Below are 13,646 nucleotides of genomic sequence, written 5' to 3'. Positions count from 1 at the left end.
TTGCAAAGCGAGCCAAAAACACATCGCCAATGCGAAGCCAAACGTTTGCGTAAAAAGAGGGGATTGGCCCTACCGTCCCCTGGTAAAAGGGTTTACACTGTCTGCCTTCGCCCTTTGGGGGCGTAATTTGCCGATTTAAAGATAGCCAGTCAGGAGATGCGGATGTTAAAGCGTGAAATGAACATTGCCGATTATGATGCCGAGTTGTGGCAGGCGATGGAGCAAGAGAAAGTGCGTCAGGAAGAGCACATTGAACTGATTGCTTCTGAAAACTACACCAGCCCGCGTGTAATGCAGGCGCAAGGTTCACAGCTCACCAATAAATATGCTGAAGGCTATCCTGGCAAACGTTATTACGGCGGCTGCGAGTATGTAGATATTGTTGAGCAGCTGGCTATCGATCGTGCGAAAGCGCTGTTTGGTGCAGATTATGCCAACGTACAGCCGCACTCAGGTTCACAGGCTAACTTTGCTGTGTTTACCGCCCTGCTGCAGCCAGGCGATACCATTCTGGGTATGAACCTCGCGCACGGTGGTCATCTGACGCACGGTTCGCCTGTTAACCTGTCGGGCAAACTCTACAATGTCGTGCCTTACGGTATCGATGAAACCGGTAAAATTGACTACAACGAACTGGCTGAGCTGGCAAAAACGCACCAGCCTAAGATGATCATTGGCGGTTTCTCTGCGTACTCGGGTATTTGCGACTGGGCCAAAATGCGCGAAATCGCAGACAGCGTTGGTGCCTGGTTGTTTGTGGATATGGCGCACGTTGCGGGTCTGATTGCGGCTGACGTTTACCCGAACCCTTTACCGCACGCGCACGTTGTGACTTCTACAACCCACAAAACGCTGGCCGGTCCGCGTGGCGGCATCATTCTGGCGAAAGGTGGCGACGAAGAACTGTACAAAAAGCTTAACTCTGCGGTTTTCCCTGGCGGCCAGGGCGGCCCGCTGATGCACGTCATTGCGGGTAAAGCCGTGGCGTTCAAAGAAGCGATGGAACCCGAGTTCAAAACCTACCAGCAGCAGGTGGCAAAAAACGCGAAAGCGATGGTCGAGGTCTTACTGGAACGCGGTTATAACATCGTGTCAGGCGGCACTTACAACCACCTGTTCCTGATTGATCTGGTGAGCAAAAACCTGACCGGTAAAGAAGCGGATGCGGCACTGGGCCGTGCCAATATCACCGTGAACAAAAACAGCGTGCCGAACGATCCGAAAAGCCCGTTTGTCACCTCCGGTGTACGTATCGGTACCCCAGCGGTCACACGTCGTGGCTTTAAAGAAGCGGACGTGCGTGAACTGGCCGGCTGGATTGCTGACGTGCTGGACGATGTGAACGACGAAGCCACGATTGAACGCACGAAGCAAAAAGTGCTGGATATCTGTGCGCGCCTGCCGGTTTACGCCTGATCCCGTCAGGTGAGTCAACAGTGGAAAAAGGATGGCCCCGGCCATCCTTTTTTATTGCCCGTCTCACGTGGCTCTGACAAAGTATCGACCTCTTAACACGACCGGTCACACTATTGCTGGAGGGAACATGGCAATCGGCTCCGCCAGATGGCTTGGATTAAGCTATTTCACCTACTTTTTTTGTTACGGTATTTACCTGCCTTTCTGGGGCGTCTGGCTAAAAGGCGTGGGACTGAACCCCGAACAAATTGGCCTGCTGCTTGGCTGCGGCATGGTGGCGCGTTTTGTAGGTAGTTTGTTCATCGCCTCGCAGGTTAAACATCCTTCTCAACTGATTACGGCGTTGCGGCTGCTGGCGCTGCTGACCTGTCTTTTTGCCGTGGGATACTGGACTGGACAACAGTGGTTGTGGCTGCTGTTAGTGATGACCGGCTTTAATCTGTTTTTCTCCCCGCTGGTGCCTTTAAGTGACGCGCTGGCGGCGACCTGGACGCAACAAATTGGTCTGGCCTACGGGCCGGTGCGCCTCTGGGGTTCTCTGGCCTTCGTCATCAGTTCGTCGTTGACCGGTATGCTGGTGACGGCTTTTTCATCCCAGGCGATTTTAATGCTGCTGTCAGCGGGCGTCATAAGTATGCTGGCGGGCATGTTACTGACGCCGCAAACACACCCTCAGGGCAGCGAACGCAAGAGCAACGTCAGCGGTGGCTGGCAGGCCTGGCGCGATCTGATACGGGAAAACGCGGTCTGGCGTTTCATGGTGTGCGTCACCCTGCTGCAGGGAGCGCATGCGGCCTATTACGGCTTCAGCGCGATCTGGTGGCAGGAAAGTGGCTATTCCGCCTCGTGCATTGGTTATCTGTGGTCGCTTGGCGTGGTGGCAGAAATTGTGATCTTTGCGCTGAGTCACCGTCTGTTTCACCGCTGGCAGGCGCGCGATTTACTGCTGCTGTCCGGCGTTTGCGCGTTAATTCGCTGGAGCCTGCTGGGGGCCAGCACGGCACTGCCGGTGTTGATTGTGGCGCAAATTCTCCACTGCGGTACGTTTACGGTCTGCCATCTGGCAGCCATGCGTTTCATTGCTTCGCGGCAGGGTGCGGAGGTGATTCGGTTGCAGTCGCTCTATTCGGCGCTGGCGATGGGCGGCGGTATCGCCGTGATGACGATGATTTGTGGCGTGCTGTTTACCCATCTTCATGGACAGCTGTTTTGGGTGATGGCGCTGGTGGCGCTGCCTGCGCTGTTTCTGCGCCCGCGTCAGGACTCCAGCAAATAACGAATGCGTTGCTGATGATATTCGGTCAACGGCAATTCTGCATGGATCAGCGGGGGCGAAAACAGCGGCAGGGAGGTGACATAAGGCGAGATAATCAAATCAACTTCGCGCGGCGCGCCGTCGCGCTGAAAATCATCCACATGCTGATAGGTGATATTAACGGGTAATAAGGTGATTTCCCGGATCTGCTGCTCAACGTCCTGTTCCAGCGCCGGATCGTCACCGGTCAGGAGCAGCACCTGTTTTTCCTGAAGGGCGCTGCTCTGCATCAGCCAGGCACCAAAAATAATGGTTATCAGACTGACTTCTTCCGGTTTAAAACAAATCGCGTATTCCTGCTCAAACGCCACCAGCGCCTGCTGAGTGGTTCGCAGCAGGCGCGGATAAAGCCTGGTTACGTCTTGTGCCACACTGTCATCAATGCCAATAGTAAAGTAAGTGCGATCCAGCGCCTGCGCCAGGTGCGTATACAGTTGCTGCTGGAGTTCGGCACGTTCAGGAAAAGGGGTGCCTGACGAAGCCTCGAAGTCATCAATCAGTTGATGCGTGGCGCGCATGAGCCGCTGTTCACTGGCGTGACGGATGGCGTCCGGATGCGGCGCGTGGATGAGGCTGAACAGTAATGTCCAGAAGTCGGTTTCACTCGCATCCGGTGCGAGATGGCACCGTTTTTTCCAGTGACGAATGACATCAGTGGCCGCGCGGCGCTCCGCCTTCATCGCCAGCCAGGCCTGCTGTTGTGCAGTAAAGAGGGCAGGCTGGCGCTGGCACAGGCCGTATTTCATAAATATTTGTAAAAAGAGTTGATCGCGTGTACTGAAAGGGCGATCAAGGCACAGGCTGCAGTGCTGGATGAGTGCCTGTAGATTGGTTTCATCGTAGAGCGCCTTCTCAATTTTCATTTGCTTAAGGCGCTGGCGAAGCGGTGTCGCAAAATGCTCACAGACAAACGTCTGCGACAGACGCAAACTGCGCCGCAGGTTATGTATAAGACAAATTCGTCTGTCCAGCTCTGTACCATGAATGCGCAAGCTGCCATCCACCATTTGGTGAAGTTCCAGTTGATGATAGCGCTGTATCTCATCACCCACGGCGGCAATATCTTGCCTGGCGGTGGCAGCATCCACGCCGTTAAGCAGGCTTAACCGGGTGAGCGTCAGCACGGGAGTGGGCAGAAACAGCAATAACAACAGGTGGCAGCGACGCTGAGAAACGGTGAAGAGTGGTGCTGAAGATGTAGCAGAACTCATCAATCAATATTCCCGCTGGCTATTTTTAGCTAAGAATAGCCAACTGCCCTGACCGGTGAATGGTTTACCCGGTTTTTTGTTCAGAGGTTTAAGGCGGGTCACAAAATTTTGTTACTTATGAAACCTTTTTATCAGGAACGTTACTTTATAACATTATGAAACGCATGTTTTTCGCACTGCTAACCCTGATAAGTTCGTCAGTACTGGCACATCCTCACAGCTTTATTGATATGAAAACGGAACTGGTTGCTGACGGCGATCGGTTTACGGGCTTGAAAATGATCTGGACCATGGATGAGATTACCTCCGCCGATCTTCTTTACGACGCGAGCGATGCGAAACCGGGCACCGTGGTCTGGAAAAAACTGGCAGCCGGCGTAATGGCGAATGTGCTGGGACAACATTATTTTTCTGAAATCTGGCATAACAAGCAGCGGGTGAAGTTCTTGAATCTACCAAAAGAATACAATCTGTCACGCAGTGGCAACAAAGCGGTGCTGGAGTTTGTGTTGCCGCTGGCCGAGCCACCTACATTAACCGGTCAGCGCTTTGAGATTCTCACCTTCGATCCCACATATTTCGTCGACATGTTCTATGACAAGCCTGACGCCTTAACCGTGCCGCCAGCGTTGCAGTCACGCTGCGCCTTCACCTTGCATACGCCAAAGCCGAATGACTCGTTGAAGCAGTATGCCTTATCGCTCGACAAGGCCGATGCGCCACCCGAAGAGATGGATCTGGGCAGGCAGTTCGCGCAAACGGTGATTCTGACATGTCACTGACGACCATAGCGCGGCCCAAAAAACGGCTGTGGCCACTGGCAGTATTCATGGTCGGGCTGGTGACGGCGGTCAGCGCGATCTGGCTGTACTGGCCGCAAATTCTGCTGCAAAGTGTGCTCTGGCAAAAAATCCTCAACCGCGAGATGACGCAGCTCCTGCAACAGGTTGCCGAACATCCGCACCGGGCTGGCCTGTCATTACTGGCGTTTAGTCTGGTGTACGGCATCCTGCATGCGTTAGGACCTGGGCACGGTAAGGTTGTTATCACCACTTTCCTGGCCACTCATCCGGCAAAACTGAAAACCAGCATGAAGCTGACGCTGCTGGCATCGCTGTTACAGGGTTCGGTCGCGATTGTTCTGGTAACCCTGATGCTGGTGGTATTGCACACCTCATCACGCCAGTTGCATCTGAGCAGTTTCTGGCTGGAGAAGGGCAGTTATCTTCTGGTGATTGCCCTGGGAATCTGGACAGGTTATCGGGCGGTCAACTCTCTGTGGCGACTGTTCCGACCGAAACCGGCGATGAACATTCGTGCTCTGCATCCACACCATCATCATGATGATCAGTGCGGCTGCGGTCATGCTCATCTGCCCAGTGCACAGCAGGTAGCCGGTGCCGTTAACGTGAAAACCCAGTTACTGGTGGTGCTGTCGATGGGGCTGCGGCCCTGTTCAGGAGCCATCATGATGCTGCTGTTTGCTAAGGTGATTGGCGTTTACCTCTGGGGCGTCCTCTCGGCGGCGGTGATGGCGATGGGAACGGCCCTGACCATTTCGGCGATTGGTCTGCTGGTGCAGCGATCGCGTTCGCTGGCGCAACGGCTGAGTGCAAACAGCCACATAAGCGATCGCGCACGCAGTCTGTTGCCTCTGTTGCCTCTGTTGGCTTTGCTGGGAAGCGTCATGTTAATCGTTGCGGGCTGTGCGTTATGGCAATCTGCTCAGCCGGGGTTGGCGGGCGGCATCCGGCCTTTCTGATTTCTATAGCAGCGAAAAGCGTTTTTCGCTGCTCATTCTGCAATATATTCCTCACTATTTTTTATTTTTCTGCTGACTGTTTAGTGGTGAAATTTGTTTTCACTGTCTACGCTGTTAATAGTTAAATCACCTCCCAATAATGGGATGAATAAAAACGGAACGATTCCGTGCTTTGCGAGGAAAATATCTCATGGCTGATACCCGTATTAATAATGGCAACACCGATCCGCTGGTAACTGGAACAGCGGGTTTGCCCCTAAAACGTATTTCATGGAGTGCCGTTTTTGCCGGTGTTATTTGCGCACTGATAATTCACATATTATTAACTCTGCTGGGAACAGCTATCGGCGCGACGACTATTGATCCCCTGCAGGAAGGCAATCCGTTTAAACATCTGGGCACCGGTGCGCTGGTGTGGACGGCGATTGAAATGCTTCTCGCCATCGTCGCGGGCGCCTATGTTGCCGGACGTCTGGCACAGCGCGAAGGCGCGCTGCATGGGTTACTGATGTTTGGCATCAGCACGGTGATAACGATTTATTTAGCCGTCAGTCTTGCCAGTAGCGTATTAGGCGGTGCGATGAACATTCTGGGCACGGGCTTCCAGGCTGTCGGTCAGGGTATTTCAGCCGCTGCGCCATCTGTTACCCAAATGGCAAAAGACAAGCTGCAGGAAAACAATATTAATTTAAATGACATGCAGCGTGAGCTGGAAACGACGCTGCGTCAAACAGGCAAGCCTGAATTACAACCTGAAAAACTGAAGCAGGATGCGAATAATGAAGCGCAGAATGCAGAGAACCAGGCAAATAACACCGCTAATCATCCGCAAACCGCAGACACGGATTTAGCTAACTGGTTTAAAGGCGTTATTGATCGTCATGCTGATACATTACAGGCAGCCGATCGTGAGGCGTTGAAAAATATTATTAAAGCGCGCACCGGCAAAAGCGATCAGGAAGCAGAGCAGATCGTTAATCAGGCAGAGCAGAGCTATCAGCAGGCTATGCAGAAATATCAGGAGCTGAAACAGCAGGCTGAGCAGAAAGCCCGTGAAGCCGGTGAGCAGGCGGCTAAAGCGACAGCGAAAGCCAGCTGGTACGCCTTCTTTATCCTGATTATTGAAGCAGTCCTGGCAGGCGTGATGGGCATGGTGGGACGTCGTACTCAGCCACGTCAGGTGTTGGCGAACGAACGTCGCTAACCGAAAGACGTTAAAAAAGGCGGCACAGAATGTGCCGCCTTTTTCTTTAGCGCTTCAGCGCTTCGCTCAGTTCATCGCGCATGGACGACAGCAGCGCTTTAACCACACGAGGATTACCGGCCACAATGTTACCTGAATGCAGGTAACCATGATTGCCGGTGAAGTCAGTAACCAGTCCGCCCGCTTCACGCACCAGCAGTTCACCCGCGGCAAAATCCCACGGTTTCAGACCGATTTCAAAATAGCCATCCACACGACCTGCGGCAACATAGGCCAGGTCCAGTGCGGCAGAGCCGGTACGACGGAAGTCCGCACACTGTGTGAACAGTTTGGTCATGATGTTCATGTAAGCCGGCGCGTGCTGTTTTAGCTTGAACGGGAAACCGGTCGCCAGAATGGTGCCATCCAGATCGCGAGCGATGCTGCCGCGCAGACGGTAGCCGTTAAGCTGCGCGCCCTGGCCACGTACGGCACTGAACAGTTCATTACGCATAGGATCATATACCACCGCCACTTCAGTACGGCCTTTAATGCGTACGGCGATAGAAACAGAGAAGTGGGGCAGGCGTTTGATAAAGTTGGTCGTGCCATCCAGCGGATCGATTACCCATTGAATGTCCTGATCTTCACCTTCAAGTTCACCACTCTCTTCAGTAATAATGGTGTGCTTCGGGTAGGATTTACGAATCACTTCGATAATCAGGCGTTCTGCGTCGCGGTCAACATTGGTTACGAAGTCGTTACTGCCTTTCTGGCTGGCTTCGACGGCGTCCGGGGTTTCATAATTCTTGGCAATTAAATTTCCGGCCTTGCGCGCTGCGCGCACGGCAATGTTGAGCATTGGATGCATCGGTATCTCTCGCTGGATGTTAAAGAACGGGGAAAACGGCGCGGAGTATAGCAGGGTGTTCGGTAAATGTCCTGCTTTATGTTAGAGTACGCGTCATCATTTTCTGACCGATCCCAATTATGCTGCAAAATATTCGTATCGTACTGGTAGAAACTTCTCACACCGGCAACATGGGCTCCGTCGCGCGCGCGATGAAAACTATGGGCTTAACTAACCTCTATTTGGTCAATCCGCTAGTGAAGCCGGATTCACAGGCTATCTCGCTGGCTGCCGGGGCCAGTGACGTGATTGGCGAGGCGAAAATTGTCGACTCACTGGATGACGCGATTGCCGGATGCAGTCTGGTGGTCGGCACCAGTGCACGTTCCCGCTCGCTGCCGTGGCCGATGCTGGATTCACGTGAATGTGGCCTGAAAAGTATTGAAGAGGCCCGGCAGGCCCCCGTCGCCCTGGTATTTGGTCGTGAGCGTGTCGGGCTGACTAACGATGAATTGCAAAAGTGCCATTATCATGTGGCCATCCAGGCGAACCCGGAATACAGCTCGCTTAACCTGGCGATGGCGGTGCAGATCATTGCCTATGAAGTCCGCATGGCCTGGCTGCAGGCGCAGGAAAACGCCAGTCCCAAACCGCAGTACGAGGAATCACCTTATCCGCTGGTTGACGACCTGGAGCGTTTCTACCAGCACATGGAACAGATGATGCTGGAAAGCGGATTTATCCGTGAAGCCAATCCCGGCCAGGTAATGAGCAAGCTGCGTCGTCTGTATACGCGCGCCCGTCCTGAGCGCGACGAACTCAATATTCTGCGCGGGATGCTCGCCTCGTTTGAGAAGCGTAAAGGACCGAAACAAAACGGCCCTGAATAGTTGAGTAAAACGCCAGGTTAAATAGTTGAGTAAATTACTTGGTTAAATAGTTGACCAAATTACTCGGGAATGTCAGACTTGCCGTCATCTTCGCTAATCCTCCGATAACCGGACGCTATTGAGGTTGTATGCTATGAGACTGACATCCAAAGGACGTTACGCTGTTACCGCTATGCTGGACGTTGCCCTGCATTCTCACCAAGGCCCTGTTCCACTGGCTGACATCTCTGAACGCCAGGGTATATCGCTCTCTTATCTGGAGCAGCTGTTCTCGCGGTTACGTAAGCACAATCTGGTATCCAGCGTTCGTGGTCCGGGTGGCGGTTATCTGCTGGGCAAAGAAGCCAGCGCGATTGCGGTGGGTGAAGTGATCACTGCGGTTGATGAATCTGTGGACGCCACCAAATGCCAGGGCAAAGAAGGCTGTCAGGGTGGCGAGCGCTGTCTGACCCATGTGTTGTGGCGTGACCTGAGCGTCCGTATTAGCGAATTCCTGAACAACATTACGCTGGCTGAGCTGGTGAATAATCAGGAAATCCTGGATGTGGCCGACCGCCAGAATGCTAACGACAATCGTCGTTTCCAGCACGCCCGCGCACAGGAAATCAACGTTAACCTCCGCGCCTCCTAATCCTCTGCTTCTCCGGCCCTTACTGCTAACGCGGCAGGGGCTGAATCTGCTATAAATACGTATGATTTTTTATACGGAGCTGTAGCGCAATGAAATTACCGATTTACCTGGATTATGCCGCCACGACGCCGGCCGATCAGCGTGTGGCCAGCAAAATGATGCAATTCCTGACGCTGGATGGCACGTTTGGTAACCCGGCCTCCCGTTCGCACCGTTTCGGCTGGCAGGCAGAAGAGGCGGTGGACGTTGCGCGCAATCAGGTCGCGGAGCTGGTCAATGCTGACCCACGTGAAATCGTCTTCACCTCCGGGGCCACCGAATCCGACAATCTCGCCATTAAAGGCGCAGCCCATTTCCACCAGTCGCGTGGTAAACACATCGTCACCAGCGTAACCGAACATAAAGCGGTCATTGATACCTGCCTGCAACTTGAACGTGAAGGCTTTGAGATCACCTGGCTGACGCCAGCAGCGAATGGCCTGATCGCGCCTGACGACCTGCGCGCCGCGCTACGTGACGACACGGTGCTGGTTTCCATCATGCATGTGAATAACGAAATCGGTGTGATTCAGGATATCGCTGCGCTGGGCGCCCTGTGCCGGGAGTGGGGCATCCTGTTCCACGTCGATGCGACGCAAAGCGTCGGGAAACTGGCTATCGATCTCGCTGAACTTCCTGTTGATCTGATGTCGTTTTCCGGTCATAAAGTTTATGGTCCTAAAGGCATTGGCGCGCTCTATGTCCGTCGTAAGCCGCGTATCCAGATTGATGCGCAGATCCACGGCGGCGGTCACGAGCGCAATATGCGATCGGGCACCTTACCGGTGCACCAGATTGTCGGCATGGGTGAGGCTTACCGCATTGCCAAAGCGGTGCGTGAAGAAGAGATGGCTCGCTTGTCGCTGTTGCGTGACAAACTGTGGCACGGCATCCGTGAGACAGGCGGCGTAACGGTGAATGGTGATTTGCAACACAGCTGCGCCAACATACTTAACGTCAGTTTTGCTGATGTTGAAGGTGAGTCGTTGATCATGGCGCTGAAAGATCTTGCGCTGTCGTCCGGATCGGCCTGTACTTCCGCCAGTCTGGAACCTTCCTATGTTCTGCGCGCACTCGGTCTGAACGAAGAACTGGCCCACAGTTCACTTCGCTTCTCACTGGGGCGGTTCACCACTGAAGAAGAGATCGATTATGCCATTGCGCTGGTGCAGAAGTCCGTGACGCGCCTGCGTGAACTCATGAAGTCATAATCAGGCCTGAAGAGGCTGACCACTGCGCACCGGCAACGCCTGCGGTGTGCGGCGTAACATCTGTATGAAAAGCCGTCGCTAAAACAGGCTGGATGAAACGAATAACAAATACGGAGCCCTACAATGAGTACACAACCGATGAATATCACGCTCAGCAACCAGCCCGCCGATGCGCGCTGGGGTGAAAAAGCACTGTTAAGCAGCAATGAAAACGGTATGAACGTGCACCTGCGTGAAGCCGATGCGTTGATGAGCATCCAGCGTGCCGCGCGTAAGCTGGATGGGCAGGGCATTCGTCATGTTGCCCTGACGGGCGAAGGCTGGCATCTGGAGCAGTGCTGGGCCTTCTGGCAGGGCTATCGCAGCCCGAAAGCCAAAAACAGCGTTGACTGGCCGCAGTTGGGTGAACATGAACAGGCGGAATTTGATCGCCGCCGTAAGATCGTAGGCTGGGTGCGCGATACGATTAACCTGCCTGCAGATGATTTAGGGCCAGAGACGCTGGCACACAGTGCCGTAGATTTACTGAGCGAGTTAGGTGGCGAAGCGGTCAGCTATCGCATAACCAAAGGCGATGATTTACGTGAGCAAGGCTATATGGGCCTGCACACGGTAGGACGGGGCTCAAACCGTCCGCCGGTTTTCCTGGCACTGGATTTTAACCCCACCGGCGATAGCGAAGCGCCGGTTTACGCCTGCCTGGTCGGTAAAGGGATTACCTTCGATACCGGTGGCTACAGCCTCAAAACCAGTGCCACCATGGACTCCATGAAGTCAGATATGGGCGGTGCCGCGACGGTGACCGGTGCACTGGCCATGGCCATCGCGCGCGGACTGAAAAAGCGCGTCAAACTTTACCTGTGCTGCGCGGATAACATGGTCAGCAGCAACGCCTTTAAGCTGGGTGACATCATTCGTTACCGCAATGGCAAGTCGGTAGAAGTGATGAACACCGATGCGGAAGGTCGTCTGGTCCTGGCAGATGGTCTGATCGATGCCAGCGAGCAGAATCCGACGCTGCTGATCGATGCGGCAACGCTGACCGGTGCCGCGAAAACGGCGGTGGGCAACGATTATCACGCCTTGTTTACCTTCGACGATGTGCTGGCGCAGTCGGTGATGGGCAGTGCGGTCAGTGAAAACGAACCGTTCTGGCGTTTGCCGCTGGCAGAGTTCCATCGCAGTCATCTGCCGTCAAACTTTGCCGATCTGAATAACATCGCCAGCCCGGCACATTCTGCCGGTGCCAGCAGCGCGGCAGCGTTCCTGTCCTATTTCGTCAGCCACTATCAGCAGGGCTGGTTACATATCGACTGCTCAGCGACGTACCGTAAGAGCGCGGTCGATCAATGGTCGGCAGGCGCAACCGGCCTGGGCGTGCGCACTATCGCCAACCTGTTACTGAAATAAATGCAATCTCCGCGGTGACCTGGTCACCGCTTTTTGAAGGTAGAAGTGAATGATGAACCGTCTTGAAGAGGTGCTGAAGCTGGCCGCCACGGAGCCTGCCCATCGTCCTGAGTTTTTTCAGCTACTGCTGGAGGCGGATGCATGGGTGCCGGGGGAAAGCACCCAGCAGCAGTTGGATGCCAGCACGCCTGTCGACCTGCAGCACTGGGAAAAAGAAGATGGCAGCAGTGTGATCCCGTTTTTTACCTCCGAACAGGCGATGAGCGAGGCGATCAACGATGAGCAGCCTTATGTGCGGCTGCCGGTACGTACGCTGTTTGAAATGACCCGTGGCGAAACGCTGTTTCTTAATCCAAAGTTGCCCACGGGCAAAGAGTTTTCTGCGGCGGAAATCAGTCATCTGCTGGGGGAAGAGGGCAGTGCCCTGATGCAGCAAACGGTGCTGGAAGGCGGTCAGTCACTGCTGCTGTCAGAAATCGCGGAACCGCCCGCGCAGATGATCGACTCGCTGACGCAGTTGTTCAGCAAATACAAGCAGGTTAAACGCGCTTTCATTGCCAGCATTCGTGAACAGGCGGATGATGTGCCTAATCTGTTGATTGGTATTGAAGCGGACAGCGATATTGAGGCAATTATTCAGGCGGCCGGCAGCGTAGCCACCGATACATTACTGGATGATGCACCCATTGATGTGTGTGAGATTACGGCAGAGGACCGCGGAATCAGTCACTTCTTTACCGCGCACATTACGCCCTTTTATGAACGCCGCTGGGGCAGTTTCCTGCGTGAGTTCAAAGGTGGTCAGCGGATCATCTGACACACTGCGCGGCCTGTTCGGCCGCGCGTTTACCGTTACTTCGCAATCGGCAAATCATCCCGGCTGCCCCATTCGGACCAGGATCCGTCATACAGCGTCACTTCCCTTGCACCCAGAGCCGTCAGCGCCAGAATCAACACCACCGCAGTCACGCCAGAGCCACAGCTGGCTACGATGGGTTTGCTGATATCCACACCGGCTTCCGCAAAGCGTGAACGCAGTTCGGCTTCCGGCTTGAGTGCGCCCTGCTCGACCAGGGTATTCCAGGGCAGATTAAGGCTGTTGGGAATGTGCCCACGGTGCAATCCCGGACGGGGTTCATCGACCTCAGCATTAAAACGGTTCGCCGCGCGCGCATCGACAATTTGCGCGCCGCCTTCATGGCTAATCAGCAAGACATCCGTCAGGCGTTTCACCAGGCCTTCATCGAACTGTGCATCAAACTCACCTTCCGGCAGACTGACCTCGCCCTCAGCCAGCGCATAACCCGCCGTTTTCCAGCCCTGCAGACCGCCAGCCAGAATGGAGACCTGTGCCACGCCAAAGGCGCGCAGCATCCACCACGCGCGGGGCGCAGAAAACAGATTGCCTTCATCATAAACAATCAAATGCTTATCACTGTTGATGCCCAGTTCGCGCATCGCCACCGCGAAGCTTTCGGCCCGGGGTAACATGTGGGGATAAGGGCTGGTGTGATCGGAAAGCGTTTCAATATTGAAAAAAGGCGCACCAGGCAAATGCTCCGCCAGATATTCTTTTTGAATATCGCGCGTGGCTTCCATGCCCGGCGGCAGCATACGCGCATCCAGAACCTGGAGCGTGCCGTCATTAAAATGTTCTTGTAACCAGTCGGCGGACACAAACAGTGGCGTCGTCATAACAACCTCTTCTCTGCAATCTGTGATGCCAGT

Annotated in this window: 13 protein-coding genes; 10 read left to right on the top strand and 3 right to left on the bottom strand. The window is 54.4% G+C overall.

The features are described from left to right. The first annotated feature begins 162 nt into the window (after positions 1-162). Positions 163-1,416: a serine hydroxymethyltransferase gene (gene glyA, locus RAC90_RS11725; protein ID WP_033740908.1), complete on the top strand. Its 1,254-nt coding sequence runs from the start codon at positions 163-165 to the stop codon at positions 1,414-1,416. Positions 1,417-1,543: 127 nt separating this feature from the next. After that, positions 1,544-2,692, top strand: coding sequence for a 3-phenylpropionate MFS transporter (locus RAC90_RS11720; RefSeq protein ID WP_110268117.1), 1,149 nt, complete (start codon positions 1,544-1,546; stop codon positions 2,690-2,692). Here RAC90_RS11720 and csiE read toward each other — a convergent pair. Further along, positions 2,674-3,942 (bottom strand): stationary phase inducible protein CsiE, encoded by a 1,269-nt coding sequence (gene csiE, locus RAC90_RS11715; protein WP_058707699.1) that lies wholly within the window; start codon positions 3,940-3,942, stop codon positions 2,674-2,676. The two genes, RAC90_RS11720 and csiE, sit on opposite strands and share 19 nt — an antisense overlap. 155 nt (positions 3,943-4,097) lie before the next feature. On the opposite strand from csiE, the gene RAC90_RS11710 reads away from it, so the two are divergent. From RAC90_RS11710 to RAC90_RS11700, 3 genes are all read left to right on the top strand, one after another. Then, a complete protein-coding gene (locus RAC90_RS11710; RefSeq protein WP_054633326.1) occupies positions 4,098-4,724 on the top strand; it encodes a DUF1007 family protein in 627 nt (208 codons plus the stop codon). Further along, on the top strand, positions 4,715-5,704 hold the full coding sequence (locus RAC90_RS11705; RefSeq protein ID WP_375124357.1) for a nickel/cobalt transporter: 990 nt from the start codon (positions 4,715-4,717) through the stop codon (positions 5,702-5,704). Before RAC90_RS11710 ends, RAC90_RS11705 begins: the two co-directional genes overlap by 10 nt. A 190-nt stretch (positions 5,705-5,894) precedes the next feature. After that, complete coding sequence (locus tag RAC90_RS11700; RefSeq protein WP_367143767.1) at positions 5,895-6,908, top strand: hypothetical protein; 1,014 nt, start codon at positions 5,895-5,897, stop codon at positions 6,906-6,908. Positions 6,909-6,954: 46 nt separating this feature from the next. On the opposite strand, the gene suhB is transcribed toward RAC90_RS11700, so the two are convergent. Further along, complete coding sequence (gene suhB / locus RAC90_RS11695; protein WP_006120639.1) at positions 6,955-7,758, bottom strand: inositol-1-monophosphatase; 804 nt, start codon at positions 7,756-7,758, stop codon at positions 6,955-6,957. Between the two features lie 119 nt (positions 7,759-7,877). Here suhB and trmJ point away from each other — a divergent pair, with 119 nt between their 5' ends. From trmJ to sseB, 5 genes are all read left to right on the top strand, one after another. Continuing rightward, positions 7,878-8,627, top strand: a complete 750-nt coding sequence (gene trmJ / locus RAC90_RS11690) for a tRNA (cytosine(32)/uridine(32)-2'-O)-methyltransferase TrmJ (protein ID WP_033740902.1) — start codon at positions 7,878-7,880, stop codon at positions 8,625-8,627. A 133-nt stretch (positions 8,628-8,760) separates the two neighbouring features. Continuing rightward, complete coding sequence (gene iscR, locus RAC90_RS11685) at positions 8,761-9,258, top strand: Fe-S cluster assembly transcriptional regulator IscR (RefSeq protein WP_006120637.1); 498 nt, start codon at positions 8,761-8,763, stop codon at positions 9,256-9,258. Between the two features lie 89 nt (positions 9,259-9,347). Then, positions 9,348-10,508: an IscS subfamily cysteine desulfurase gene (locus RAC90_RS11680; RefSeq protein ID WP_375124356.1), complete on the top strand. Its 1,161-nt coding sequence runs from the start codon at positions 9,348-9,350 to the stop codon at positions 10,506-10,508. 123 nt (positions 10,509-10,631) lie between these two features. Continuing rightward, on the top strand, positions 10,632-11,918 hold the full coding sequence (pepB, locus tag RAC90_RS11675; protein WP_375124355.1) for an aminopeptidase PepB: 1,287 nt from the start codon (positions 10,632-10,634) through the stop codon (positions 11,916-11,918). Between the two features lie 52 nt (positions 11,919-11,970). Further along, on the top strand, positions 11,971-12,735 hold the full coding sequence (gene sseB, locus RAC90_RS11670; RefSeq protein ID WP_172677643.1) for an enhanced serine sensitivity protein SseB: 765 nt from the start codon (positions 11,971-11,973) through the stop codon (positions 12,733-12,735). 35 nt (positions 12,736-12,770) lie between these two features. Here the strand turns inward: sseB and sseA are convergent, their stop codons facing one another. Continuing rightward, positions 12,771-13,613 carry a 3-mercaptopyruvate sulfurtransferase gene (gene sseA / locus RAC90_RS11665; RefSeq protein WP_006120633.1) on the bottom strand — a complete coding sequence of 281 codons (843 nt, stop codon included), beginning with the start codon at positions 13,611-13,613 and terminating at the stop codon, positions 12,771-12,773. Positions 13,614-13,646: the final 33 nt, after the last annotated feature.

Source organism: Pantoea sp. CS_6 (assembly GCF_041954745.1).
Classification (GTDB): domain Bacteria; phylum Pseudomonadota; class Gammaproteobacteria; order Enterobacterales; family Enterobacteriaceae; genus Pantoea; species Pantoea stewartii.
Note: the sequence above shows the minus strand (reverse complement) of the source record. Positions and strands in the feature narration are given on the sequence as shown.